At 44.8% G+C, this 24,595-nt stretch carries 36 protein-coding genes; 33 read left to right on the top strand and 3 right to left on the bottom strand.

Annotation, left to right across the window (positions count from 1 at the left end):
• Positions 1-135 precede the first annotated feature (135 nt).
• The 27 genes from IEW48_RS07345 (at position 136) to IEW48_RS07215 (ending at position 14,105) form a co-directional block, all read left to right on the top strand.
• Positions 136-378: a hypothetical protein gene (locus IEW48_RS07345; protein ID WP_188623226.1), complete on the top strand. Its 243-nt coding sequence runs from the start codon at positions 136-138 to the stop codon at positions 376-378.
• Positions 379-380: 2 nt separating this feature from the next.
• On the top strand, positions 381-821 hold the full coding sequence (locus IEW48_RS07340) for a putative toxin-antitoxin system toxin component, PIN family (RefSeq protein ID WP_188623225.1): 441 nt from the start codon (positions 381-383) through the stop codon (positions 819-821).
• A 60-nt stretch (positions 822-881) separates the two neighbouring features.
• Positions 882-1,196, top strand: a complete 315-nt coding sequence (locus IEW48_RS07335; protein WP_188623224.1) for a hypothetical protein — start codon at positions 882-884, stop codon at positions 1,194-1,196.
• 182 nt (positions 1,197-1,378) lie between these two features.
• On the top strand, positions 1,379-2,254 hold the full coding sequence (locus IEW48_RS07330; protein WP_188623223.1) for an ERF family protein: 876 nt from the start codon (positions 1,379-1,381) through the stop codon (positions 2,252-2,254).
• Positions 2,251-2,484, top strand: coding sequence for a hypothetical protein (locus IEW48_RS07325; RefSeq protein WP_188623222.1), 234 nt, complete (start codon positions 2,251-2,253; stop codon positions 2,482-2,484). The genes IEW48_RS07330 and IEW48_RS07325 overlap by 4 nt, the downstream gene beginning before the upstream one ends.
• A complete protein-coding gene (locus tag IEW48_RS07320; protein ID WP_188623221.1) occupies positions 2,481-2,804 on the top strand; it encodes a hypothetical protein in 324 nt (107 codons plus the stop codon). Before IEW48_RS07325 ends, IEW48_RS07320 begins: the two co-directional genes overlap by 4 nt.
• Positions 2,794-3,471 carry a hypothetical protein gene (locus IEW48_RS07315; protein WP_188623220.1) on the top strand — a complete coding sequence of 226 codons (678 nt, stop codon included), beginning with the start codon at positions 2,794-2,796 and terminating at the stop codon, positions 3,469-3,471. The genes IEW48_RS07320 and IEW48_RS07315 overlap by 11 nt, the downstream gene beginning before the upstream one ends.
• Positions 3,449-3,658, top strand: coding sequence for a hypothetical protein (locus IEW48_RS07310; protein WP_188623219.1), 210 nt, complete (start codon positions 3,449-3,451; stop codon positions 3,656-3,658). Before IEW48_RS07315 ends, IEW48_RS07310 begins: the two co-directional genes overlap by 23 nt.
• Positions 3,659-3,680: 22 nt before the next feature.
• Positions 3,681-3,920, top strand: coding sequence for a hypothetical protein (locus tag IEW48_RS07305; protein WP_188623218.1), 240 nt, complete (start codon positions 3,681-3,683; stop codon positions 3,918-3,920).
• Between the two features lie 87 nt (positions 3,921-4,007).
• Positions 4,008-4,415, top strand: coding sequence for a single-stranded DNA-binding protein (gene ssb / locus IEW48_RS07300; RefSeq protein WP_188623217.1), 408 nt, complete (start codon positions 4,008-4,010; stop codon positions 4,413-4,415).
• A gap of 52 nt (positions 4,416-4,467) precedes the next feature.
• Positions 4,468-5,190 carry a PD-(D/E)XK nuclease family protein gene (locus IEW48_RS07295; RefSeq protein ID WP_229703977.1) on the top strand — a complete coding sequence of 241 codons (723 nt, stop codon included), beginning with the start codon at positions 4,468-4,470 and terminating at the stop codon, positions 5,188-5,190.
• 55 nt (positions 5,191-5,245) lie between these two features.
• The gene (locus tag IEW48_RS07290; RefSeq protein ID WP_443092712.1) at positions 5,246-5,992 is read left to right on the top strand and encodes a Fic family protein; all 747 of its coding nucleotides are present in this window, start codon (positions 5,246-5,248) and stop codon (positions 5,990-5,992) included.
• A gap of 706 nt (positions 5,993-6,698) precedes the next feature.
• A complete protein-coding gene (locus tag IEW48_RS07285; RefSeq protein ID WP_188623216.1) occupies positions 6,699-7,247 on the top strand; it encodes a hypothetical protein in 549 nt (182 codons plus the stop codon).
• Positions 7,248-7,260: 13 nt separating this feature from the next.
• Positions 7,261-7,605: a hypothetical protein gene (locus IEW48_RS07280; RefSeq protein WP_188623215.1), complete on the top strand. Its 345-nt coding sequence runs from the start codon at positions 7,261-7,263 to the stop codon at positions 7,603-7,605.
• Between the two features lie 102 nt (positions 7,606-7,707).
• Positions 7,708-8,028, top strand: a complete 321-nt coding sequence (locus tag IEW48_RS07275) for a hypothetical protein (RefSeq protein WP_188623214.1) — start codon at positions 7,708-7,710, stop codon at positions 8,026-8,028.
• A gap of 85 nt (positions 8,029-8,113) precedes the next feature.
• Positions 8,114-8,326, top strand: a complete 213-nt coding sequence (locus IEW48_RS07270; protein ID WP_188623213.1) for a hypothetical protein — start codon at positions 8,114-8,116, stop codon at positions 8,324-8,326.
• Entirely contained in the window at positions 8,323-8,685 is a 363-nt protein-coding gene (locus tag IEW48_RS07265; protein ID WP_188623212.1) for a hypothetical protein, read from the top strand. The genes IEW48_RS07270 and IEW48_RS07265 overlap by 4 nt, the downstream gene beginning before the upstream one ends.
• 8 nt (positions 8,686-8,693) lie before the next feature.
• Positions 8,694-8,909 carry a hypothetical protein gene (locus IEW48_RS07260; protein ID WP_188623211.1) on the top strand — a complete coding sequence of 72 codons (216 nt, stop codon included), beginning with the start codon at positions 8,694-8,696 and terminating at the stop codon, positions 8,907-8,909.
• A gap of 144 nt (positions 8,910-9,053) precedes the next feature.
• The gene (locus IEW48_RS07255) at positions 9,054-9,233 is read left to right on the top strand and encodes a hypothetical protein (protein ID WP_188623210.1); all 180 of its coding nucleotides are present in this window, start codon (positions 9,054-9,056) and stop codon (positions 9,231-9,233) included.
• The gene (locus IEW48_RS07250) at positions 9,233-9,625 is read left to right on the top strand and encodes a hypothetical protein (protein ID WP_188623209.1); all 393 of its coding nucleotides are present in this window, start codon (positions 9,233-9,235) and stop codon (positions 9,623-9,625) included. The genes IEW48_RS07255 and IEW48_RS07250 overlap by 1 nt, the downstream gene beginning before the upstream one ends.
• Positions 9,616-9,978 (top strand): DUF6573 family protein, encoded by a 363-nt coding sequence (locus IEW48_RS07245; RefSeq protein WP_188623208.1) that lies wholly within the window; start codon positions 9,616-9,618, stop codon positions 9,976-9,978. Before IEW48_RS07250 ends, IEW48_RS07245 begins: the two co-directional genes overlap by 10 nt.
• A 57-nt stretch (positions 9,979-10,035) precedes the next feature.
• A complete protein-coding gene (dnaN, locus tag IEW48_RS07240) occupies positions 10,036-11,151 on the top strand; it encodes a DNA polymerase III subunit beta (protein WP_188623207.1) in 1,116 nt (371 codons plus the stop codon).
• Between the two features lie 5 nt (positions 11,152-11,156).
• Complete coding sequence (radC, locus tag IEW48_RS07235) at positions 11,157-11,894, top strand: RadC family protein (protein WP_188623206.1); 738 nt, start codon at positions 11,157-11,159, stop codon at positions 11,892-11,894.
• 138 nt (positions 11,895-12,032) lie between these two features.
• Complete coding sequence (locus IEW48_RS07230; RefSeq protein ID WP_188623205.1) at positions 12,033-12,431, top strand: DUF4258 domain-containing protein; 399 nt, start codon at positions 12,033-12,035, stop codon at positions 12,429-12,431.
• Between the two features lie 147 nt (positions 12,432-12,578).
• On the top strand, positions 12,579-12,959 hold the full coding sequence (locus IEW48_RS07225; protein WP_188623204.1) for a hypothetical protein: 381 nt from the start codon (positions 12,579-12,581) through the stop codon (positions 12,957-12,959).
• A 64-nt stretch (positions 12,960-13,023) separates the two neighbouring features.
• Positions 13,024-13,233, top strand: a complete 210-nt coding sequence (locus IEW48_RS07220) for a hypothetical protein (RefSeq protein WP_188623203.1) — start codon at positions 13,024-13,026, stop codon at positions 13,231-13,233.
• Positions 13,230-14,105 (top strand): hypothetical protein, encoded by an 876-nt coding sequence (locus IEW48_RS07215; protein WP_188623202.1) that lies wholly within the window; start codon positions 13,230-13,232, stop codon positions 14,103-14,105. Before IEW48_RS07220 ends, IEW48_RS07215 begins: the two co-directional genes overlap by 4 nt.
• Before the next feature lie 162 nt (positions 14,106-14,267).
• Here the strand turns inward: IEW48_RS07215 and tnpB are convergent, their stop codons facing one another.
• The gene (gene tnpB / locus IEW48_RS07210) at positions 14,268-15,365 is read right to left on the bottom strand and encodes an IS200/IS605 family element RNA-guided endonuclease TnpB (RefSeq protein WP_188623201.1); all 1,098 of its coding nucleotides are present in this window, start codon (positions 15,363-15,365) and stop codon (positions 14,268-14,270) included.
• Positions 15,366-15,929: 564 nt separating this feature from the next.
• On the opposite strand from tnpB, the gene IEW48_RS07205 reads away from it, so the two are divergent.
• From IEW48_RS07205 to IEW48_RS07195, 4 genes are all read left to right on the top strand, one after another.
• Positions 15,930-16,829 (top strand): DUF6744 family protein, encoded by a 900-nt coding sequence (locus IEW48_RS07205; protein WP_188623200.1) that lies wholly within the window; start codon positions 15,930-15,932, stop codon positions 16,827-16,829.
• 25 nt (positions 16,830-16,854) lie between these two features.
• The gene (locus IEW48_RS17410; RefSeq protein ID WP_268236552.1) at positions 16,855-16,989 is read left to right on the top strand and encodes a hypothetical protein; all 135 of its coding nucleotides are present in this window, start codon (positions 16,855-16,857) and stop codon (positions 16,987-16,989) included.
• Positions 16,990-17,086: 97 nt separating this feature from the next.
• A complete protein-coding gene (locus tag IEW48_RS07200) occupies positions 17,087-18,190 on the top strand; it encodes an AAA family ATPase (protein WP_188623199.1) in 1,104 nt (367 codons plus the stop codon).
• A 12-nt stretch (positions 18,191-18,202) separates the two neighbouring features.
• On the top strand, positions 18,203-19,600 hold the full coding sequence (locus IEW48_RS07195) for a vWA domain-containing protein (protein WP_188623198.1): 1,398 nt from the start codon (positions 18,203-18,205) through the stop codon (positions 19,598-19,600).
• A 213-nt stretch (positions 19,601-19,813) separates the two neighbouring features.
• Here the strand turns inward: IEW48_RS07195 and IEW48_RS07190 are convergent, their stop codons facing one another.
• Together IEW48_RS07190 and IEW48_RS07185 are read right to left on the bottom strand one after the other, a co-directional pair.
• A complete protein-coding gene (locus IEW48_RS07190) occupies positions 19,814-21,031 on the bottom strand; it encodes a DNA-methyltransferase (protein ID WP_188623197.1) in 1,218 nt (405 codons plus the stop codon).
• A gap of 17 nt (positions 21,032-21,048) precedes the next feature.
• On the bottom strand, positions 21,049-21,678 hold the full coding sequence (locus IEW48_RS07185; protein WP_188623196.1) for an ApaLI family restriction endonuclease: 630 nt from the start codon (positions 21,676-21,678) through the stop codon (positions 21,049-21,051).
• Positions 21,679-21,984: 306 nt separating this feature from the next.
• Here IEW48_RS07185 and IEW48_RS07180 point away from each other — a divergent pair, with 306 nt between their 5' ends.
• Together IEW48_RS07180 and IEW48_RS07175 are read left to right on the top strand one after the other, a co-directional pair.
• Positions 21,985-23,151 carry an IS256 family transposase gene (locus IEW48_RS07180; RefSeq protein WP_188623195.1) on the top strand — a complete coding sequence of 389 codons (1,167 nt, stop codon included), beginning with the start codon at positions 21,985-21,987 and terminating at the stop codon, positions 23,149-23,151.
• Between the two features lie 219 nt (positions 23,152-23,370).
• Positions 23,371-24,420, top strand: coding sequence for a 2,3-butanediol dehydrogenase (locus IEW48_RS07175; RefSeq protein WP_188623194.1), 1,050 nt, complete (start codon positions 23,371-23,373; stop codon positions 24,418-24,420).
• Positions 24,421-24,595: the final 175 nt, after the last annotated feature.

The following is a 24,595-nucleotide window of genomic DNA, read 5'->3' as shown; positions in this document are numbered from 1 at the left end:
CAGGTCAAGTGTGCCCAATTATGGGTGTGCTTGGCCTTTTTTTGTTTTGAAAGGGGGGACGAGGGTTTGTTGTATGACTCCTTTTTGTTGCGTATAATGGAGTTAAACAATACGCAACGGAAAGGAGGGATAAAAATGGAAAAGGAGGAGAAAAAAATAATGGAGCAGCTTGTTACGACATCAAATACGGAATTATCGCCCGATGAAATTGAGATCATCAATAAAGTTTGGAGAGAGGCTGATATTGAATCAAAACAGGATGTAATGGAATGTATTAAGGAGTATGGTAACTCTCCAAAACTGACGGACGATGAAATTGATCGAATCATTAAAGATGTACGGAAGGAAATTATAAAAAAACAAAGGGGTGTCAAGTAACCATGACCAAAGTGGTTCTTGACACTTCTGTTTTTATTGGCGGTTTCTTGGAAAGAAATGAGTCTTGCATAGCAACCATTCTACTTGTTTTAACAAAGTTTCAGCCTGTTTACACTGATGAAATGGCCAAAGAATTATTGGTAACCATCCACCTTGTGGTCGGTAGAAAAGGCAGGAATCCTTTGCCAGCTTTCAGAAAAGCCGCCCAGTTGCTATTAAGTGCAGAGAGAGTGGCTCGTAAAACACCATTTTCTTGGTGCTATGATCCCACCGATGCCATGTTCATAGAATGTGCCATTGATGGTGGGGCAAAAGTGGTCGTCTCCAATGATCGAAGTCTCACCACGCTAAAAGAGTATGTAACAGATCAAGAGGCTTTGGAGATGATTGATGGGATCGCCTTCTTAACACCAAGAGATTTTCTAAAAGAATATGGGCGCTAAAAAGAACCGGGTTTGCGTCAGGCAGAGCCGGAATTTTTAATTTTAAGGAGGGATTGTGTGATGGCACGGAAAAAGCCCGCTGATTTTTCAGCGGGCAAAACGAGCAACCCTATCATCATTGATGATAGGGTTATCATAACCCGAAAAGGTGAAAAAGTCAAGTCTTTTTCGCCTTCAGGGGAAAGAGCAAGGGAAAAGGTGATTCCTTTTCCCTCTAAAAACCCGGAGAACCTCCATTCCTCTGAAAATGGGGAATGGAGCCGTCTCTGGGAAAGTGTAAACGGGGTGGTCGTGATTTTGTCCGATCTGTCTCCGGCAAAAAGATGGCTGATCTTTTGGGTAGCCGTCTTCATTTTAACCCTGCTTGGTCTATAGGCAGGGATAAAAGGAGTGTTCGTCCGTTTTTATGCATACGGATGGCACTCCGTTTTTTGTTTCAAAAACGTGTTTTCCCGACAGAGCCGATTCTACCGGATTGGCTTTGCAAAGGGTGAACACGTTTTTTAAAAAAACTTTTAAAGGAGGTGGATGTCTCCCCTCTTTGGGGAGACGCAATCATGAAAAGAAGTGAACAAATCACTGAACTGGGAAAAGCACTTGCCGCCTTTCAGGCGGAAGTGGCCAACCCAAAAAACACGGCGGTGAATGAATTTGCCAACGGACACAGATACGCACCGCTGGGAGAGATTTTGGCCACGGTCAGACCAATTTTGGGAAAACACGGTTTGGCTGTGGTACAAGATGCGAAAATTGAAGGGAACACGGTGGTTGTGACCACCACCCTGTTCCATGAGTCAGGGGAGTGGCTGGAGAGTGAGCCGCTGGTACTTCCGGCGGCAGGAAAAGGGGGTGTCACGGCGCAGACGATTGGAGCCGCCATCACGTATGGTCGGCGGTATCAACTGTCAGCGTTGTTAGGCATCTCGTCCGAAGACGATGACGATGCCAACAGCATATCCGTGACCGATCCATCCAAACCGCCCCAATCACCGTCCCAATCTCAGAAACAGCAGACTCCGCAACAAACACAGAAAAAAACACAGACAAAGCAACAAAAGGTACAGCCGATACAACAAGATCAGTCCAAACAGCAGACTCAGCAAAAACAGGAACCGCAACAACAGCCGTCCCAGCAACCGCAAAACAAACCGCAAAACAAGGATCAGTTTAAACTGGTTGACTACAAAACGGGGGAAACACCGCAAGGAACCCCGTTTGCCAAAATCACGGCAGTGAACACGGAAACAGGTGAAACTGTTGAAGTGTTCGGCCGGGATAAAGCGGGAATCGAGCTTTCGCTCTCGATCTCGCAAAAAGAGCCGTTCAGCATGACGTGGAAAGATGCTGACAACGGCTTCAAATTCCTTACATCAGTCAATGGAAAAACCATTGCTGATGTCGAAAGGGAATTGGCTGAAGGGGGTGAAGAATGATGAGTTTCACCCTCATAGAATTATGTGAAGGGCAGACCCCAACGGGTCGCCCTTTTGTAAAAATTGTCGTACGTAACGATGCAGGCGAGAAATTTTTTGTCCTCGCCTGCACACCTGAAAAAATAGCGGAGGCCATGTCTATTCCTGTCGATCGTCCTTTCGGGATGACGTGGCAGGAACAAAACGGCTTTCGCTTTCTTGATTCCGTGAAAAACGGTGATCAATCATGATCACCGCTACGTTCAAAGACGGGAAGGCACTGATTTGTGTCATCCCGTCCAAAACTAAAAGCGGGGTATACCTCGTGCGTGTGGAACCACAAGGTGAAAACCTTGTGGTTTCCCATTTATGCCCCGCCAAACGCTTTGGTAACCAGTGCCGCCATGTGCAGGAAGCGGTAGAATGTTACCGCAACTGGAAATATTGGGAACCGGAGCGAAAAATAGCAGAACGTCACCAACGCATTATTCTTCAGCCCCACTGGGAACAGATCCCTGTTCCGCAGAGTCTGGAGGATTTTGCAAAAGAGGTGATGGAAAGTGCTTCCTGACATTCTGCCCGTGGCCGAACAACACGGTCTCATCATCAATGAACGGACACGGGGGAGACAGGAAGTATTGGCAAAGTGCCCCTTTTGCCAAGAAGACGCAAAACCGGGAAAGGAAAAGAAATTTTACCTTTCCCTGAACACTGAAGATCAGGTGTTCAAATGCTGGTTTTGTGGCGAAGCGGGTGGTGTCTTTCGTTTCATCTCGCTTCTGGAAGATGTTCCGGAAAGTGAAGTGATCGAAAGATACCGTTCCAAAAGGGGCAAGTACAAACCGCATCCCGCCGAGCGGTTGACGTTGCATCAATTGAAACTGATTGATGTCAACTTCAAACCGCATTGGGCGGACTTGCGGAAGTATGACAAACAGTTATACTTCAAGGTTCGCCAAGAAGTGTGGGAGCGGTGGAAAAGTTTTCTCTTTGTTGAAAGGCGTTCTGCTTTTCAACAGCTTTACATGGCCATTGAAACGGGGACATATTCCCGTTTCGTTGCCAATGTAAAGCAAAGAGAAAAAGAGATTGGGGTTCCTTTGCTTGAGCCTGTGTTGGGCGTGTATTCCCGTGAACACTGGCCAACATGGGCGGAGGAAGCATTGGAGTTGCCCCGTGAAATTTTGATTCGATCAAAAAAGGAGGTGCAAAAAGATGAGAAAAATCCAGCGGTTTAAATCTGGCCGGTGGTTGGACACAGAACCGCAACAAATCAAACCGGGCGACATCATCCGGTTATTTGAGCCTGATGGCCGCCCGGTAAGGATTCCAGACTGGCCCAAAAAAGGTCAGTCTGAATTAAAGGTGAGGGAGGTTATTCCCTTGCCAAACGGAAACTACCGTTTTGTGGGGGAGCCAGCTTAAAAAAACAAAAAGAGGTGAAAAAATGATTCTAATTGAACGTTTTGAAAGAGACGGAATTGATGCGGTGACAGCATATTTCCTTGTCGCCGCAAATGATGAAAAGGAATTGCGGAAGGTGTTAAAAAGATATCCGCTGGACGGCGTCAAAATCACACCTTCCGCTTATGATTGCACAGGCCGGTTCTTTTGTGATCCGGCCGAAATACGAAAAATCTGCGATGGCAGATTTTTCGTCAAAATCAACGGCTATTATGATGTGTGACAAGCCGGGAGTTTTCCCGGTTTGACATAAAAACTATCGCCACCTCGGCGGCGAATACAAATAGCCGGGGAATAGAAAGGAGTTAAAATGTTAAACCGAGTAGTCTTGATTGGTCGCCTGACCCGTGACCCCGATCTGCGCTACACCCCAAACGGAGTTGCGGTAGCCACCTTCACGCTGGCTGTGGACCGGCCGTTTACCAACCAGCAGGGGGAACGGGAGGCAGACTTCATCAATATTGTCACTTGGCGCAATCTCGCCGAAAATTGTGCCAAGTACCTAAAAAAAGGGAGCCTCACTGCGGTAGAAGGCCGTTTGCAGACCCGCAATTATGAGAATAACGAAGGCCGCCGTGTGTATGTCACTGAAGTGGTGGCGGACAATGTCCGCTTCCTCGATGGCGGCAAAAAGTCGGAAACAAAACCGGATTTGGAAGACCCGTTTACCGGGGAAGCTGAACCGGTTGATGTTTCCGAAGACGATCTGCCGTTCTGATGGTTTGGGGTACGCTTTTTGTGCGTACCCCTAAAAAAATTATCGGGAGGTGTTGATCCTGATATTTTCGTTTTCAAGATTATCGCTTTATGAACAGTGCCCGTTCCGGTTTTACCTAAAATATATTGAAGAACGGGAAGAACCAGTAACCAAGCCTCTTGCGCTTGGGAAAGCTGTTCATAAGGCGATCGAAAGAATTATTGAAGAAGGTGACAGTTTTGAAGAAGCTGTCACCGCCGGGATAGTTGAAGTGGACTTCCACCCGGAGGTGGAGCGGGAGGAAATTGAGAAGCTGGTTCAGAAAGCACCCGTTCAACCGGGGATGGGTCAGACCGAAGTTCACTTTGAATTACCACTGGCTCCTTTTCCTTCAGCCCCTCGCATACAGGGGTACATTGATCTGATTATAGAGGGCGAAAACGGAACGGCTTTTGTCGACTGGAAAACAAACTGGAAGCCGTATGACGTTTTTGCCACCATGCAGATGCCCTTATATGCGTGGGCAATATCGGAAATGAGGGGGCTGGAAGAGGTGGAAGGAAACCTGTACTTTCTGCGGTTTGGACTGAAGTACGGGCATACCTTCACGGCCAAAGAAATGGAAAATGCCCGGCAGTGGGCTTTGGAGCGGGCAAGGGAGATAGAAGATCATCTTTTCCTGCTCGAACTCGAGTCGGAAAAAGTTGATCGGATATTTCCCGCCAAGCCGTCATCGGCTTGCCAACATTGCCCGTTTGTTATGAAGTGTTATTCAAGATTTGCACGGTTGGCTTGAGGCCGGCCGTGCTTCAAATGTATAATCAAAATATCAATAAAAAAGAGGGATGGCCATGGAATCTTTGCTGAAAGAAGTTGATCGCCTCAAGCAAAAGTTGGATACATACAGACCCCTGCCACCTGAAGCGGTCAAAAATTTGCGGGACGTGTATCGAGTGGAATGGACGTACCACTCCAATGCCATTGAAGGAAACACCTTGTCTTTGCACGAAACCAAAATGGTGGTTGAAGAGGGTCTGACCATCGGCGGAAAAACTTTGAGGGAACATTTTGAAGCAATCAATCACGTTGAGGCGATAGAATATGTAGAGGAAATCATTTCACAAAACATCCCTTTGTCCGAAAAGGTGATTAAGGACATTCACAGCCTGATTCTAAAGAATATTGATGACAGGAACGCCGGGAGATACCGAACAATCAATGTTCGTATATCTGGAAGTCAGCATGAGCCGGTACATCATCTGAAAGTCCCTGAACAGATTGGGGAGATGTTGGATTGGTACAAAGATGTTCAGGACAAACTTCATCCGGTGGAATTGGCGGCCAAGTTGCATTTCAAGTTTGTGTACATTCACCCGTTTGTGGATGGGAACGGACGGACGGCCCGATTGTTAATGAATTTTGTTCTGATGCGAAATGGTTATCCCCCAGCGATCCTAAAATCTGATTCTGAAAAAAGATTGGCGTACTATGAAGCTTTGGAGACGGCCAGTGTACACGGCGACTTGGAACCGTTTGTTAAACTGGTGTTGGAAGAAGCGAAAGAAAGTCTGGTTAAGTATTTAAGTATATTGGGTTAAGTGGTGGGTGGTTGACTTTAGGCATTTAGAAACCAAGCTGGATCAGCACCAAAAAGTGTTTGGTGTGGTGGCGGACAAAGTAAGGAACATCGAATACAGCATTGATTTTCTAAGCGAGAAAACAGGAAAACACGACATGAAAATTAATAGTATCCAAAAAACGCTAAAATCATCTACCGGGGAATAGTCCCCGGTTTTTTTTGGCCACCAAAACGAACATATGTTCCATAATGGTGATCAAAAAAGCTATTTTTTCTTGACAACACTAATTACATGATATACCATGATAATAGATTTTTGTTTTTTTACCGGTGTTTAACTATTAAACGCCGGATACGCTTCTCAGATGGTATACGCATACCATTTGAGAGGTAGGAGTTTACCCTCCAGTCCCGTATTCACCGAATACGAGCAGGCAGGAGTGGAAAAAAGGGATGCCAGCCATATGACGGGCGTCACAGTTGGCCGTGTGACGTGGGTTGGTATTCGGTCTCCGCACTCCGTCTTTAAAAAAACAGTGCGTGAGGGGAATGGGCCGTTCCCGCAAAAGGGCGACTCTTTATGAGTGGCCTGTCCCAATGGGGACGAATAAATGTGTAAAAATAGGTCAAGTGTGCCCAAAAAAGGGTGTGCTTGGCCTTTTTATTTTTTAAAAAAAAATTAAAAGGAGGTGAAGCTCCCGCCTGCGAAAAGGAGGGAGCTAAAAATGGAGAAAGTATTTAGGTTTAAATCAATCAACCACCCCAAAGAATGGGGGGTTTTTGGGGTTTCAATCTGCCCTGTTTCAGGGCAGATTAAGATTGTTCAGTTGAAAGGGATGGCCCCCTATGCGGGGTTCGTCCCCAGAATACTCAGCGAATTTTTCGCTGAGGTTGTCGAGTCCATCGTTGATGGGTTCGACAGAAAAAACCCTTTTCGGACTCATGTCTGGAAAGGGATGTCCGGTTGTTATGATGCTTACATAGAATGGGCTGAGCGTGTCGACCCATTCTATGTACGAAAAGAAAAACTTGTCGTACATGTTTCCATGTACGGCAAGTTGAATGAAGGACTTCAGGCGTTTTTGCCTGATGTTCTTGAAATTATGGAGAGCCACCCAGAGGTTTTCTGGGATGGGCTTGAAGATGATTTTGAAATCGAGGAAATCGAACCCTTCGAGCCAGAAGGGTTTCGGTTTCCTTCTTCCCAAGCTCATCGGAAGGCTTGGGAAAAAATAAAAAAACAAAAAGGAGGTGAAGCTCCCGCCTTTTCATAGGCGGGGGCGAAAAATGAAGAAAATCGTTAATTTAACTCCCCACGCCATCCGTGTAGTGGGGAATGACGGGCAGGAGATCATCACCATTCCGCCATCCGGGCAGGTAGCCCGGGTGGCGATGGTAAAAACACCGGCTGAAGAAATTCCAGCCGGTAACGGAATAAACATCCCCGTAAACCACGTCACTTACGGGGATATGGAAGAGTTGCCTGCCCCTCAACCCGACACCATTTACGTGGTGTCAGCGGTTGTGGCGCAGGCAGTCCCCCACAGGGACGATGTTTTCGTTCCGGGGGACTTGGTGAGGGATGACTCCGGCAACGTTATTGGTTGCCGGGGGCTAAACAAAACCGTCTAGGGTTTCCTAGGCGGTTTTAATTTTATAAAAAAACCGCCACCCCGAACCTGCCGGCGGATAAAAAATGAAGCAGGGCGTACAGCAGGGGAAAAGGAGGTAAAAATGGCAGAAAAGGTGAACGTTTATGAGGGCGGCGTAGTTGTCGCCCAAGTAAATTACAACAATAATTTAGACTTCTGGGACGGCCGCAATTGGTCCTGCGGATCGGTCGGCCGTCACAAAGGGTTGACCCGCCTCAAAGATGGCCGGTTCGTCCTGATTCATGGGACGGATTGGCAGGGTGAAAGAGATTTCGCCGAGATCATCTCGGCGGAGCAAGCCCTTCAGGAGATATTGTCCTCAGGTAACGAAGAGTTGCTTGAGGAAGAAAAGTTTGCTGATTTGAAAGCCCTTCTGGCAGAGATGCCGGAAGAGGTTAAATAAAAAGCGGCCCGGTTTTTTCCGGGTTGTTTTTTTAATCATAAAAAAAGGAGGTGAAGTCCCCGTCCCACGCAGACGGGGACAAAAAATGAGAGCTAACTTTGAAAAAGGCGAAAAAGGCTTCGTCACATTTGTAGACGAGGTCGGAAGAAAAAAGAGTCTTTTCTTCCACAATGGTGCTTTCTCCGTTGTGGAGGAAGTGTCGGTGGAGAGGGCTAAAGAAATTCTTGACCATATCACCACCGGTCGTTACCGGTGGTTGAAATATGGTCAAAAAAGAAAGGCAGGTGTCGTCAGATGAGCGCACCTGCTACGAAACCAGTTGAGACGGTCGAAGAGGCCGTCCAACTGGCCAACGAGATAGAACGGCTTGAGGCTGTTCTGAAGTCCATGAAAGCCCAATTGAAAGCATTTGTGGACGAGAACGGTCCGGTCGAAACCCATGATGCGGTGTGGGGCTATACCGTATCCGTGTCATGGGTATTTGAGCCAGAATCTTTGAAAGAGTTGGCTCAGGAATTGGCAGTGGAAGGAGAAAACCCGTGGCAGTATCTTTCTCTTTCTGCCACGGCAATTAAAAAACTGGGGTGGGACGAAAGTGTTCTGTCCCGGTATGGAAAGAAACGGGAGACGAAGCGGTTTGTATCCCGGAAAAAATAAAAAAGGGGGTGCAAGGGCGTTGCAGGGTTTCCCGCAACGCCCTAAAAATGGAAGAAAAATTAAAAGTAGGAGATCTTGTCCTCGTTCTGCATGAGGACAAGATCATAACAGAAGGAAGAATCGTCAATATCAACGAATTCCGCCCCCCGGCGGAAAAATTTGCAGTTGATATTGGTTTAGATGATGTAGTCTTTCTTCCAGAAGAAAGACTACTAAAAAAATAAAAAGGGAGGTGCAAGGGTGTTGTAGCGAAGCGTCCCACCTATGGTGGGTTGTCTTCACGAAGTGAAGGCATGGGGCTTCCTGCAACGCCTGAAAAAATGTTTTATGTTATGAAAACTGTTTTCAAAGACACGGGAGACGAGATCGTGTTTTCCGTGTCAAAAGTACGCCTCGTTTCACTTCGTGAAGAAGTGGAACAGGGCAAAAGGCTACTTGATTTAGAAGGGGCTGAAGTCCTGTTGGAAACACCTAGCAGGAACGAGGCCCTGAAGTTTGCTGACCGTATGGCTTTTGAGCTATACGGCGGCTATGGGAGTGAGTTGTGATGCAGGTACAAAAGCTCACTCCCACTACCTTCCTCGTTACCGGGGGAGGTGTACGGGCTGAAGTGGAAGTAGAGGAAAAATTCCTCGTTTTCGGGGAGTGGCTTCTCTCAGGCTCCAAACAGCCCGTATTCAAGCTTAGCGGCAAAGGTTCCAAAAAATTTGCCGCTGAGATAAAGAAAGCCGTAATGAACCACATCCGGCAGGAGGAAATCCTGCGTAGTGGTGAGACGGCGTACAAAGTGTTGGTCACTTCCTGCTTCTTTGGTCGGTATGATGAAGAAATTCGCTTATTGACCGAGGAAGAACTCCTGAATCTGGCGAACACACCGGGTATTGGAGTGGAAGTGATTGAAGAGATTGCGGGAGAAAGGAGGGAGACAGAATGGATTTGATTTTCTCCTACTCCCGCAAAGAAGCCATTGAGGACGGTGTCCTCGTAGATGTCACGGAAACGGCAAGGGAAATGGGATTCCGCTTTCCTGTTGCCGTTACCCGCACCGTCTGGGACGCCATCCTCACCCCCAGCCCCTTTGATTCGGTTCAAAGCACATCCGGCAGGTTATGGGATTGCCTCTGGATGTTGTTTTTGGCGATCAAACGGGGGAACGGTGGGGGGAGTGAAATTTTCTTCTCCTTCATCGTTAATGATGAGGGAGAAGAAAAAATGGTTCAATTAAAAGCAATTTGCCATCCCGGTGACATGATGGAACCGGTTATCACCATCATGTTGCCGGATGAAGATTAAAAGAAAGGAGGGAACAGTGCTGGTTCGGAGGTTTTTCTCCGAATCAGCAAGAATAAAATGCGATTTGAAGCTGATCCGAAATTTTTTTCGGAGACAGTCAGCCTTGTTGCCAAAAACACCAGTTCCCATTCCACCATTCCCGTTTTTACAGGAATAAAACTGGAAGCGGGAACAGACGGGCTGACTGTCACCGGAGGGGACGAAAATCTCACCGTTCAGGTATCTGCCCTGAACGGTGAGATTAATATTAAAGAAACAGGAAGGATAATCGTCCCGGCGAAACATTTCGCCGGGATCTTAAAAAAACTGCCGCCTGAGCCGGTAAAAGTAACTACACAAGGACAAAGTGTCAAACTAAGATCCGGCTCGGCGGAAATCAGCCTAAACGGGATGGATGCGGAGGAATATCCCCGTCTGCCCACTAAAAAAAGTGGGGGTTGGACCATCCCGGCGAAAAAAATCAAAAAGTTGATCCGTCATACGGCATTTGCCGCATCACGTTCAGAATCCCGCCCCATCTTAACTGGTTGTTTGATCAAGATGGGTGAAGGGGAGCTAAAAATAATTGCCACGGACTCTTATCGGTTAGCCCAATGCTCGGTTGAGGTTGAGACGGAAGACGGCACTGAATTTCAGGCCGTTGTACCGGGTAAGGCTCTAGTGGAAATCAGGCAAATGCTATGTGATGACGAATCGGTTTCCCTCTATATGGCTGGTAGTCATATGGTTTGGGAAACCGGGAACAAAACATTTTTCACTCGCTTGTTAGACGGTACGTATCCAAATACGGACCGTGTTATTCCGACAAAGTTTAAGACTAAAATCCAGACAGACAGCAATGTTCTGCGGTCTGCTCTGGATAGAATGAGCGTGTTGGCAACAACACACGAAAATAATGTGGTTATCATGAAGATAACCACAGAGGAAGTTGAGTTGCTAACACCAAAATTTGATGTCGGGCAAGCGGGTGAAAAAGTAAAAGTAATAAAAATGGAGGGCGAAGAAATCACGATTCGTTTTAACGCCAAATTCGTGATGGACGCTCTCCGTGCGATAGATTCAAGTATGGTCGAAATTTCTCTAAGTGGGGAAGTTTCACCATTTGTCATAAAACCGGTGGATCAGAAGGAACATATCCATCTGATCCTGCCAATAAGAGTAAGAGTATACTAACCAGCTTGCTGGAAAAAAAGGAAAGGAGGGAAAGCCCTCTCCGCAACACTACGGAGGGGGTTTTCCCCTCCAATTGCGGTTTGGGCGCAAATATGACGAAAAAATACATCTCAATGGCAAGAGAAGCTGTTGAGAAATATCAGCCGGAACATGTTGATTTACAACATGTTCTGTGTGTGTTGTTCGGCGGAAACATTTCCCCCGAACTTTGCGGTCGATTGGCCGCCATGGGGCTGAGGGAAATAGAAAAAATGTCTGTTTCAGAACTGCGGGAACTGGGGCTGAAACCGACACAAATTACCCGTCTGCAAGCGGCGTTTATTTTCGCCAGCAGATGGGCAGAAAATGGCGGCAAAAAAACCGCCATAAGAAGCCCGGAAGATGCTTACATGCATATTTCGGGCAAACTTAAGAATAAAACACAGGAGCATATTTATCTCCTGTGTTTAGACACTAAAAAACAAATTGTCCACGAACGGACGGTGTTCGTGGGCAGTTTGAATACATCAATCGTCCACCCCAGAGAAATATTCGGGGTGGCGATCAAAAACAGCGCCGATTCTATTATCATGGCGCACAATCATCCGAGTGGAGACCCGACCCCAAGCCGGGAGGATATAGAAATTACCCTCCGGCTCTGGGAAGTCGGAGAAAAGCTACAAATAAGATTGCTGGATCACCTTATTATAGGTGATCCAGATTATATAAGTTTAGCGGATAGGGGAGTTATCCCCCTCATCTAAATCTAATAATAAAAAAGCACAAAGGAGGGAAAACCCTCTCCGCAATATTTGGAGGGGGTGATCCCCTCCGATTGCGGTATGGGCGTAAAAGCAGGGGAACTCCATCTGTGGGGTTCCCTTTTGTGTGGAGGTGAAAGTATGGGTTGCCGTAACCCGGAAAAATGTCGGGAAAGAGCCGCCCGGCATCAAGCATTCATGACAAAAACGATCCCAAAAGGCGAAGTCCTTTTGGAAGGCTTGCAGGCTCAAATCGACTGCATCAAAATTGCGTTCTCAAAGCATTTTACAAGAGAACGCAGTTTTGAAAGAGCGTTTTCACGTTCGGAAATTCTGCAAACGATCAAACACGGTTGGGTCATCGAATACGACACCCGTGACAAAAAGGCATGTGTTTTGGGCTATACAGCTGAATATCGCCCAATACACGTCATCATTTTTTTTGGGGATGTTCCGGTTGTAATTACGGCATACAATCCCCGGTCAAAGCCATGGAAGTGGAACAAGTCCTTCGATAGGAGGATTTGTTTCTGCAAATGAAAAGTTTTTGCACGACAAAAACAAGCACTTTGGGGTATGATGGTGATAAGAACGATAAAAGGGGTTGATCTTGTGGCTCGTCCCAAATCACCGAATCCTCGGTCTTTCACCATTCCCGAAGTGCGGGTAACAAAGGAGGAAAAGCTCATGTTTGAACTGAAAGCCAACCTGTTCTTTGGCGGAAGCACGGCTGAACTGATCAGACAGGCCGTGCAGGCGTATAAGGACAGGATAAAAGAGATGGATTGCCCACATTGTGGAAGGAAAATGAAAATTGACTTTTTTGAGGAAGTCATGTATGCCGATGTGGGCGATCAGCGGGTGGAAATCTTGGTCACCAACATCCCGAAGCATGTTTGCCATCCGTGCGAACGGATGGTAGAAAATTTGAAGCTTATGGTGGCCATTGAAGAAGAAGTTGACCGGATTATCCGGGATTGTCTCCGAAACAAAAAAGCTTTCCCCAAGCAGATTGATTTTCTTGATCTGATCGGCATGGGGAAAGCGGATCTGGTTCCAACCCAATAAAAACAAAAGCACATTTGCCTGAACTATGGGCGAATGTGCTTTTTAATTTGAAGGAGGGTTAAAAATGCCAAAAATAAGTTTTGAAGAATTCAGGAAAAATCCACCTAAATCACTCAAGGTTTACGATCCGGGGCGAAGAGAGAATATCATTTTAGATTATCTGCCCGAAGAAGGGCAGTATATAACCCGGAAGAATATGGGGACAAGAAGGGTGCAAGTTTACCATTGCTGGAGCATTGAAAATGCATACAAGCAATGGGTGGTAAACAAATGAAATCGGTAGTCAGTTTTCCGAACCGTGGCCCTTGGGGCAATTCCTCCTACCGGGGGAATTGCTCCGGACATCTTATCAAGGAATTAATTTTACACTTCTTTCCCAATTCCAAACCAAAAAGATTTGTCGAAGTCTTTTCCGGTGGCGGAACAGGAAAAGAAGTGGCAAAAGAATTGGGCATTGCCAATAGTATTCATTTGGATCTGAACACCGGTTGGAACGCCTTAAAGGACGAGATCCCATACGGAAGCGATTTTGTTTTCAGTCATCCTCCGTATTGGGATATTATACGTTACGAAGAGGTCAGAGGTTCGTTTGATCCAGATGATTTGTCAAATGCTATGAGTTACGAAGAATTCATAGCAAAACTGGATCAGGTGAACGCCAAAATTTATGCTTCCCTGTTTAACGGTGGCCGCCATGCCATACTGATTGGCGACATCAGAAAACAGGGAAAATATTATTCTATAATAAAAGATATGACATGGTTTGGAGAATTGGAAAGCCATGTCATTAAGGTGCAACACAATTGCGCCTCTGACCGGGTAAAGTACAGCAACACCAATTTCATACCGATTGTTCATGAGCATCTATTGATTTTCAGAAAAAACCAAGTATGGGCAGTTCGGGTGAAAATGGTGTTGTCGAAAAAATTCGACCTCCGCCATTTCAAAAACATCACTTGGCGAGACTTGGTACAAGGTGCTTTGGAGTGGCTGGGAGGAAAGGCTTGCTTGTCCCAGATTTACAAGATCATAGAAGGAAGTAGAAAGGCACGCCAGAACAGACACTGGAAAGAAAAAGTACGCCAGACTCTCCAGCTTTATGATGATTTTGTTCGTCTGGAGCGGGGAGTCTGGAAACTCAGATAAGCTTGCCCGTGGGATTCTGCCTGCGGGTTTTTTTTTGTGCCATAATTATGTTGAACACTCCCACCACCTACGCTTCGCTTAGAGGTGGGGGATTCTTGGGAACAACAGCCTACTGGCTGTTTATTGACCAAGCTATCCCCGTGTGTCCCACGGTTAAGTTGGCTAGGAGACCAACAGACGCAAACCTTCTTTCAATATATTTTTTGCGGCATTGAGATCCCGGTCATGGTGTGTGCCACATGTTGGACAGGTCCATTCCCTCAAACCAAGATTCTTCACATCCCTGTTGCGGTATCCGCAAGAGGAACACAACTGGCTGGAAGGGAAGGTCTTGTCCACCAGCACAATCGACCGCCCATACCACTTTGCCTTGTATTCCAGCATGGAGCGAAACGTTGACCATGACACATCAGCGATGCTTTTGGCTAAACGATGATTTTTCTGCATGTTCTGCACAGATAAGTCCTCAAGGCAGATCACTTGGTTTTCGCGAATCAGCCTTGTGGACAGTTTGTGCAGAAAATCCTTGCGACAATTGACCACCTTTTCATGCAGACGGGCCACCTTAAGACGGGCCTTGTGCCAGTTGGAACCGCCCTTCTTCCGGCGGGAGAGTTTCCGTTGCCAGCGAATGAGTTTAGCTTCATACTTTTTCAAATACTTGGGATTGGGAATGATTTCCCCTGTGGAAAGGGTTGCAAAATCTTTGACACCGAGATCAAGGCCTACCTTGCTGTCACAGGCAGGCAGCGGTTGAATCTCTGTTTCCACCAGCACCGACACAAAGTATTTGCCCGATGGATTTTTCCGAATGGTGGCGGAAAGGATACGCCCTTCCACTTCACGGGACTTGGCGAATTTCACCCAGCCCAATTTAGGCAGACGGATACGGTTGCCTTGGATGGTAATGGAGCCATTGTTGTTCTTGGAGGTATAGGATTGCACCGGGTTCTTCCGGCTTTTGAAGCGTGGAAATCCATGCTTTTTAAGGAAAAATTTTTTGAAAGCATCATCTAGATGCCGCAACTCTGTTTGCAATGCCGTGGCATCCGGTTCCTTCAGCCATTCAAGCTCCTTTTTGAGTTGTGTGAGCATGGATGAACAAGCGTTGTACCCTAACGTTTTCCTTTCAGCTTCATACACTTCCTTTCGTTTGGCCAAGAAGTGATTGAACACATAGCGACAACACCCAAATGTTTTATGGACCAGAGTTTGTTGTTTTTGATTGGGATACAGGCGAAAACGATACGCTTTCTGCATAGATTTTCCCTCCTAACCTTAATCTTATCACTTCCAGTTCATAGAGGGAATATATGTTTGTACCCGATTCATCCCCCACTTACACTTCGTTTAGAAGTGGGGGTCTTCTCGGAAATTGATGATAAACCCGTGGGTGTTCATATCCACGGGCTTTTTTTTGTTCAATAATTTTGATAAAATATACATATAGCTTTTCTCACCGTCCTCCCTGATGGGAGACGGACAGCACAACTGGAAACGGTTGTGCATGAGTTTACCCTCCAGCCCCGTATTCAACGAATACGAGCAGGCAGGAGCGGATAAAAGTTTTGTCACCGAATGACGGGTGTCATGTTTGGCCACATGACATGGGTGACAAAACCGTCTCCACGCCACCGTCTCTAAAAAAAGGGCGTGTGAGGGAGATGGAGCCGTCTCCGCAAAAAAAATGTGTTTTCATAAAAAACAGGTCAAGTGTGCCCATTTTGCGGTGTGCTTGACCTTTAATGGTTTGGATAAAAAAGCGATCTGGATTTTTCCGGGTCGCTTTTTTTATTATAAAAAATTTTGTAAGGAGGGATAAAAATGAGCGTTCAAATCGAACGCTTAGCGGCGGTTCACAAAGAAGGTGAAGGGATCATCGGCCACCTCACTTGGTGGTCGATCCGAGAACATCACGTCACACGGGATGTTCTCAGTCAAAAATTGAATGAAGCGGGGCTGGATGAGGGATGGCTTCCCAATGAAATCCGTCCCGCAGACGCTTTCCGGCGGGCCACCAAAGAAGTGGAATGTCGGAAGAAAGAAACGTCTCAACCCGGTGTTTACAAGAATTACCTTATCCGGGAAGTCTACTCGGACAAGAAAATGGTTCAGCGGAACATCGTGGTTGAGACAGTAGATCAGAAGGGCAAACGGCTTGACTACGAAGGACAGGCCGCTCTTCTGGTCTTAGATAAAGAAGCCGATCAACTCAAGGTCGGCGTTGTTTTGCCAGAAGTAGAGGAACTGGCACAGGAGGCCAGTCGCCTCTACGACATATACAAAAGCCATTACCCGGCCCAAGCGGTGCGGGTGATGGTGGCAGACATTTTAAAGTCCATGTCACCAACACCGGTTAGGCCAACAGGGGGCGTCTATTTCGTCCCGCAGTCACATCAAAACGAATTGGCGAAGCTGTGTGCTTTTGTCAATTCGCTGGACAAAGGGGAAGCTTTCAAAATTCCCCTCATAGACACCATGGACAACCGGCAAATGGTGAACCGGAAGTTACAGGATCACCTTGAAGAAATCATGGCGAGATGCCATGTTGCCCTCAAAGGTGATCTGAAAAAATCACAGGTGAAGGAGATCATCGAGGAAGCCAAACGGGTGATCTCCGACTTCCACCAATACCGGGAAATCGTCACGGACGACATTGACCGGTTGGAGAACTACATTGACACGATCAGAAAGAATGTGGCTCTCATGGTGGAATCGTTTTAAAATGATCCATGAGGAGGTGAATCTCATGGATCAGAAAACACCATCTTTCCCTGAAGAAGTGTTGACTCCCGAAGAAGAAAGACGGCTGAAATCAGCCTTGAAAGAAGTTGAAGAGGGGATGACACTGAAAGGGAAAGAGGTCGAAGCGTTGTTTGATTAAAAAAGAAAGAAAGTTTATCTTGAAAATGGCGTGTTCCTTATAGGGACGATAGGGATGCGCCATTTTTATTTTTCAAAAAAATTCAGGAGGGGTTAACATGGAGAAACTCATTAAAATAAAAAGCTATTTAGAAGGAAAGTTTTATGAGCGTGAAAAAGAGATTGAAGGTTTGCTGGTTGCGCTTTTGGCCCGTCAACATATGCTGTTAATCGGGCCGGCAGGGACGGCAAAATCACTTTTGTCGGTGGAGTTGGCCAAAATTATCGAAGGAGCCAATTATTTTCAATGGCTTCTGACCCGGTTTTCAACACCGGAGGAACTGTTTGGTCCTGTCTCTCTGAAAGAGTTAGAACAGGGCGTTTACAAACGGAATACCGCCGGAAAACTGCCGGAGGCTCATCTGGCGTTCGTTGATGAAATATTCAAGGCCAATTCGGCCATACTGAACAGTTTGTTGACGCTCATCAACGAGCGACTGTTTTACAACAATGGTCATCCGGTCAAAACGCCTCTCATGACCATTGTGGGAGCCTCGAACGAATACCCGGAGGAAGGGGAAGGGCTTGAAGCGTTGTTTGACCGCTTTCTGCTTCGGTTTGAGGTAGATTACATTGCTGATGATCAGAATTTCATCAGCATGTTAAAAGGGTCAAGCAGTTTAACGGAAGCACCGTCCATCACACTGGATGAACTACATGACTTGCAGTTTCAAACCAGTTTGGTGACCGTGCCGGACGAAATATTCCAGACCCTTGCCGAAATTCGGCGAAAACTCCGTGACGAGGGAATTCATCCCTCGGATCGGCGGTTTAAACAATCACTTTCGCTGATCCAAGCCAAAGCGATCTTGGATCAGCGGAACACGGCACAACTTCAGGATCTGCTCATTCTCCAGAACACGCTCTGGGAAACCCCGGAGCAGAGAGATGTGGTAACGGACATTGTAAAAGAACACGCACAGGACAAAGTCACGACTATGCTTAAACGAATCAGAAAGGAATTCAATGAAATTATGAAGCAGGTATACGAAGAAAAGACGACAGAAATGGTTCTGGAAGCAAACAAGAAACTCAAGCAACTAGATAAAGAACTGGAGAAGTTGTGGAAAGAAAATCCAGAACAAAGAGAAACAATTATGGAACTAGCAGAAGTAGTAAATGATACTCGCCGTGACCTAGCAGAAAACATTCTGGATATATAGGAGGCGGTCATCATGAGGAAAACAAAATCCGTTTTGAACACAGATTCCTTTGACCGCCGCCAGTACAAGGAGTTATACCAGATGTCTCAGAAGCTCAAAGAGTTGGAGAAAAAGGGGAAGGAGCTTCTCCCCTCTTTCCCCCACCTGCAAGGGGACATCTGGGCTAGTTTCTTCAAGATGAATCCCGAAATACGAAATGACTTAGCAGAAGACCTGATAACAAACAAGATGTTGATGGAGAAAATCATGAGCAACGAAACGTACCAGAAACACCGGGATTCAACCAAGCTGGATGACCTGATGTCCGCCATTGCCTGCATGACCATGGCGGACAAAACGCTCAAGTGGATCAACTCAATGATCAACACAAACCATGAATTACAGCAATCATACCAAAAAATGATCGGAGAAATGGGGGGACGTCAATCTACCCAAGAAAACAGACAAAAAGCGGACGAAGCAAAAAAAGACTTTGAAAAAAACATGAAGCGTGTCATCCAGCAGGAGATAGATAGCTTCAACAGCCACATTACTTCAGCTATTGAAGCAGCCAAAGAAACCAAACAGGCCTTGAAAGATATGGTTTCCGGGTTGTCTCCCGGAAGCGGCAAGGCCGAGTTAAAAAAGATCCCTTTAAGGGACAAACTGACCTTGGCTGAAAAACTTTCCGGGAATCAAAAAATACGAGAAATATCCCATTGGACCGGACGCATGAAAGGCATCGCAAGGAAAAAACAAAAAACGAAGCACAATCAAAGCATTGAGCGTTCGGGCGTGGGGATGGGAAGTATGGTGGAGCGGCTTTTGCCGTCTGAGTTGGCCATGTATTCCCATCCAGCCACTCGACTGGATTTTCTTCGCCGATTTGCGGAAGGCCAGACCATGTTGTATGATCCCAACGGGAAGGAGACTTTGGGGAAAGGCCCCATTGTCCTTTGCCTTGACCAGTCGGGCAGTATGGAACATCTTGATACTCAAGCCAAAGGATTTGCTTTGGCATTGATGTCCATTGCCCGCAAGCAAAGGAGGGATTTTGCCCTGATACTGTTCAGCACAAGTGCAATAACTATCAAATTTGCAAAGGGCAAAATCGCTCCCAATGACATGGTGGAACTGGCCACAACATTTCTGAATGGAGGCACCAATTTTTATGCCCCCTTAAAGCAAGCGTTGGATGTTATTGAGGAAAGCCAGTTTAAAAAGGCCGACTTGATCTTCGTGACCGATGGTCAGGCATCCCTGCCCCATGCATTTGTCGAGACGTTCAACGAGCTCAAAAATGAAAGACAGTTTAACGTGTTGAGCGTTTTGTTGGGACACAGAGACATGTATACAGTGAAGTTGTTTTCGGACGAAATTGTCACTGCTGAGTCGTTTTTGGATGCCAGTGACACAGCGTTCGAGATTTAGATGACCGGGAGCAAGTCTCCCGGTTTTTTTGTGCAAGTAGGTTTAAAAAATCGTCTGATTCGTCTAATTAGGAGAGGCGTGGTGAAATCCTTGATATAACAGCATTTCGGTCATTTTCATTTGCCTAAAATGACCCTCAAACTGTCGAACTCGGGCAAACGTAGACGAAAATAATTACCAGAAAAAGACGCCAACTTAAACATGGCGTCTTTTTTATTGGGTAACAAAATCTTTTACATTACCATGAAATTTTATCCAATTTCTTATAACTAAATCGTAACTATCAATCACTATCAGATTTTCATCTGGTTGTTCTTGGGTAATGAAGTCCATTAGATTATCTTCATGCTTTGTTTTTATTAACACTTTTAATATGCAACCACGCTTTTTACTTGCATGAATTAATTTTTCCAATGCTTCCTCAAATGTTTCTTCTGGTTTTTGAATTTTTACTGGAACGGGTTTTTCTTTATAATATTCTCGTAAAAATCCATCAATACCTTTATTTCTTTGTACTGGAAGAGCATTTAAACTATTGAGTATTGCCATTTCTGTTTTATCTTTTGTTATATATTCTTTTTCACCTTTTTCCAGTAAAAATGATTTGGTTTTAATTGGATTGTTTAATCGTTCATTTGTAAGCTCGATTGCATCTTTTGAAATATCAATACCAATATAATTCCTATTCAATAAATCAGCGGCTACTAAAGTTGTTCCGCTACCGCAAAAAGGATCTAAAACGGTATCTCCTTCATCAGTTACAATTTTGATTATTTGTTCCAATAATAAAATTGGTTTTTGAGTTGGATATCCAGTTCTTTCTTTCGCTTTTGGGTTTAAAAATGGTATATGCCAAACATCTGATAAAGGAACTCCTTTTTTCTCTTTACCCAGAACAACTTGTCCATTTTCATCCACTTTATATTTGGACTTTGCATTTTCATCTCTAACACGTTCTTGCAATATTTGGTCTAAGTTAGTTGTGGGTGAATAATCCGTATATATCGTGTTAAATTTGAATGATTTGGTTTTACTATAAAAATATATATTTTGATGGTTATTCAATAGGCCTTTTTTAGAATTAGACCACCGTTTATATACCCATATGATTTCACTTTGGAAATTATCCATTCCGAAAACTTCATCCAAAGCAACTCTTAAATAATGGGAAGCAGATTTATCACAATGTAAAAAGATAGAACCAGTTTTTTTCAAAACTCTATGGCATTCTTGTAGCCTATCCTTCATAAACTGAATATAATCCGAAATTGAGTCCCAACTATCATCAAATGAATATTCTTTGGAATTATCTCGTGTCTTCAATGTTTGCTTTTTTTGTGTAAAAAATGGTGGGTCTAAATAAATTAGGTCAACACTTTCTTTTGGTATATTCTTAAGTTGTTCTAAACAGTCGCCTAATAATACTGTCATTTATAATTTATTCCTCCTTACTTCGTGTTTTCATCAGCTATCTTTGTAAGGATAGCCTTTAAATCCACCCCAGTAGTATTTTTAACATATTCCCATGCGGAATCTCCATAGAAATAATGTCCGTCTACTCCCTCATATAATGTTTCCAATGCTTGTTGGATTTTAATAGCTTGTGCTCTATTTGGATAATAAAACATAACACGAATAGGAACATAACCAGCATCTTTAATAACTTTAATTCTGGTATGTTCTTTAGTTATATGGTCTCCATCAGTTGTTGCATCTCTCCATTTGATTTCATGAGCATTGTTATCTACTAAACAATCAATTTCAAAAGTTTTTGGTCTTTGTCCACGAGTATTAGGTATTCTTACCTTTTGTGCTTTTTCTCCAAATTTATGAACAAAACACAATGTAGCCGCTTCTTCGAGGAATGAACCAGCATATTTATAAAGGAAACGTCCTTTATTTTGGTAAACGTCAATCATTTCCCCTTCTTCAAGGGTTACTTTTAACACTCGATAAATCAAATAATGCGATTTATCATCTTGGTTCATATCTTCTACACGTTCTTTTACTTTTAATTCTAATTGAGTTGCATATCTGTCTGCCAGTTCTCGAATTTCTTGCTCGATTGTTAAAGTCATTTATTTGTTCCCCCCATTATTATACTTCATTTAATTGTACTATAAAAATGGGTATTTTTACATTTGTTATGTAACATAATGATATGTTATGTAACATAATGATAGAATTGATACATGATTAGCCTTTTAAAAAACTTGATTAGCTCAATGTTTCTAACAGTTCTCGCTGTTTTGTCGTGTTTTATATGTAACATTTCAAATGATGATGTATAAAATTTTGTGTAAAGCATTTTACTAGATCAAAAGAAAAAAGTAGGGTATTCTCTGATTGAACCCAAATATTCCAGAGAAAGGAGAACCCTACCTATGTCTAAAAGTATACCGAATGTCGACTGGGCAAATCAACTGGAAAATGCCATTCGTCAGTTTGTAAAAGAAAAATTAGAACTGATTATGCGGGAAGAAATCAAAAATTTCCTCGAAATCGAACAGGCTGGAACGCCGAATATGAGAAACGGCTACTATCAGCGAAATCTAGAGACACAATATGGCCGGATTGAGAGTCTTTTGGTTCCAAGAGACCGAAACGGGGAATTTCAAACACAGTTGTTTGCCTCTTACCAACGGCACACGGGCTGGCTGGAGGAAGCAATCATTAGGATGTACCAAAGTGGCATGAGCACGCGTGAAAATGGCAAGTTTATCGAACGAATTCTAGGAAGCACCTATTCTCCTGCGACGATCAGCCGGATTACCGATGTCGTGAAGGAAGACATCGAGAAATGGCACGCTCGTCCACTACACCAGCGTTATTCGGTCTTATATTTGGACGGCTTGTACGTGAAACTTCGCCGGGATACGGTAGAGAAAGAAGTTATTTATGTGGTATTGGGGGTGAACGAAGAAGGGTATCGTGAAATTCTTGATTTCTTCGTAGGAGGACAAGAAAGCGCCTATGTATGGCAGGAGATTCTCCAACAGCTCTACAAAAGAGGCGTCAAGGAAGTGCTTCTTGGCGTCTTCGATGGCCTTCCGGGGTTGGAGGAAGCCTTTAAGGCGGTGTATCCGAAAGCCGATGTGCAGCGCTGTGTCGTGCACAAAGTCCGCAACACCCTCAGCCGTGTTCGGAATAAAGATCAATTCGAAATGGCGGAGGACCTGAAACTCATTTATCGTTCTCCGAATAAAGAAATCGCATTGGAGATGTTTCAACAGTTTCAATCCAAATGGTCTCACAAATACCCAAGGGAAGTCCAATCTTGGGCCAATGAGTTGGATGTCCTCCTTACATTTATGGATTATCCAAGCAGTATTCGAAGTGTGATTTATACGACCAATGCCATCGAACGAATGATCAAGGTGATTCGGAAACGCCTAAAACCGATGAACAGTTTGAGCAGTTTAGAAGCCGCTGAAAAAGTCGTATATTTGACGATACAGGACTTTAACGAGAAATGGGCAGGGCGAAAGTTGCGAGGATTTGCCGAAGCGCAAGAAGCCCTTCAACGAATGTTCAAAGAACGTTATTGTTAACCAAATATTGTAAATAAACAAAATAAGGGGATTTTCCCTTTCCACACAGGAGACTGAATATTCAGTCTCCTGTGTGGAGAAAATCAGTCCCCTATCAATTCAAATCCATTTCAGAGAAACCCTACCCCATTTACATTACACAAAATTCTTGACGGTACCAATATTTTTGAGGTAATATAATTAAAATTAAATTAAACCTTTGGGAGGAAGAGACTCATCATGAAAGCCGCACGATGGTACAATGCTCGAGACATTCGCGTGGAAGAAGTCGAAGAACCTAAAGTAGAAGCAGGAAAAGTAAAAATTAAAGTTGAATGGGCTGGAATCTGCGGAAGCGATTTACATGAGTATGCTGCAGGGCCAATTTTTGTACCTGTCAAAACACCCCATCCGCTCAGCAGAGATGTGGCTCCGATTATTATGGGGCATGAATTTTGTGGACGAGTTGTCGAAGTTGGCGAGGGAGTCACTAAAGTTAAGGTCGGGGATCCGGTCGCGATTGAACCTGTTCTTCGCTGTGGAAAATGCCCAGCTTGCAAAAAAGGAAAATATAACCTTTGCGAGCAATTAGGCTTTCATGGTTTATCCGGCGGAGGTGGAGGATTCTCCGAATATACCGTGGTTGATGAATACATGGTTCACAGAATGCCGGAAGGCCTATCTTTCGAACAGGGAGCCTTAGTAGAACCTGCAGCCGTAGCGTTGCATGCGGTTAGAATGAGTAAAATCAAACCGGGGGATACAGCTGCTGTCTTTGGTACGGGGCCGATAGGCCTGCTTGTGATTGAAGCATTGAAAGCAGCAGGTGCCTCGGAAATTTATGCAGTGGAGATTTCCAAAGAACGTTTGCAAAAAGCTAAAGAACTTGGGGCCACCTATGTGATCAATCCAAAAGAGGAGGATCCTGTCAACAAGCTTCTTGATCTGACAGGTGGCGTTGATGTTGCGTTTGAAGTAACAGGAATTCCGGCAGTACTGCAACAAGCGATTGATAGCACTGCATTTGAAGGGGAAACGGTTATTGTAAGTATTTGGGAACATGAAGCAGGCATTCAACCGAATAACATTGTGATGAAAGAACGAAACGTAAAAGGAATCATTGCGTACCGGGATATTTTCCCTGCCGTAATGGAATTGATGAGACAAGGCTATTTCCAGGCGGAAAAACTCGTCACTAAGCGAATTAAGCTGGATGAGATCGTCACCGAGGGATTTGAGACACTGATGAAAGAAAAGGATCAGGTGAAAATCTTGGTCAAACCGGAATAATGGAGGAAAGGATGATCTGACATGGATCATCCTTTTTTTCGTACGTCTGGCATGGGTGCGTTACTATAGGGTAAAAGTCCCGAACGGGGGTTGGCGAGCGCCTACCGTTAGCTGAAGGTAAGGATTTCCATTGTGAGGCGGAATCTAAAAAATCTCGACATACTTTTTTTAAATC

Origin of the sequence: Caldalkalibacillus thermarum (assembly GCF_014644735.1) — a bacterium.
Lineage (GTDB): Bacteria > Bacillota > Bacilli > Caldalkalibacillales > Caldalkalibacillaceae > Caldalkalibacillus > Caldalkalibacillus thermarum.
This window is presented reverse-complemented; position numbering and strand designations above follow the sequence as displayed.